Here is a 682-nt window from a genome sequence, read left to right as displayed (position 1 = left end):
CCTAAATAGTTTTCGGAGAGAACCAGCTATTTCCAAGTTTGTTTAGCCTTTCACCCCTATCCACAGCTCATCCCCTAACTTTTCAACGTTAGTGGGTTCGGTCCTCCAGTACGTGTTACCGCACCTTCAACCTGGCCATGGATAGATCACTTGGTTTCGGGTCTACACCCAGCGACTGAACGCCCTATTCGGACTCGCTTTCGCTACGCCTTCCCTAATCGGTTAAGCTTGCCACTGAATGTAAGTCGCTGACCCATGATACAAAAGGTACGCCGTCACCCGTTTCCAGGCTCCGACTGTTTGTATGCATGCGGTTTCAGGATCTATTTCACTCCCCTCCCGGGGTTCTTTTCGCCTTTCCCTCACGGTACTGGTTCACTATCGGTCGATTACGAGTATTTAGCCTTGGAGGATGGTCCCCCCATCTTCAGACAGGATTTCACGTGTCCCGCCCTACTTGTCGTACACCTAGTTCCACAATACTGCTTTCGCATACGGGGCTATCACCCGCTATGGCCGGACTTTCCATTCCGTTCTGCTAGCAATACTGCTAAAGAGTACAAGGCTGATCCCATTTCGCTCGCCACTACTTTGGGAATCTCGGTTGATTTCTGTTCCTACAGCTACTTAGATGTTTCAGTTCGCTGCGTTCGCTTCCCTTGCCTATGTATTCAGCAAGGGA

Annotated in this window: 1 rRNA gene; it reads right to left on the bottom strand. The window is 50.3% G+C overall.

Features of this window, described 5'->3' with window-relative positions:
* Positions 1–682 (bottom strand): 23S ribosomal RNA (locus ACTWQN_RS38020); the annotation flags it as partial.

It is taken from the genome of Saccharopolyspora antiqui (genome assembly GCF_052246905.1).
Taxonomy (GTDB): domain Bacteria; phylum Actinomycetota; class Actinomycetes; order Mycobacteriales; family Pseudonocardiaceae; genus Saccharopolyspora.
Note: the sequence above shows the minus strand (reverse complement) of the source record. Positions and strands in the feature narration are given on the sequence as shown.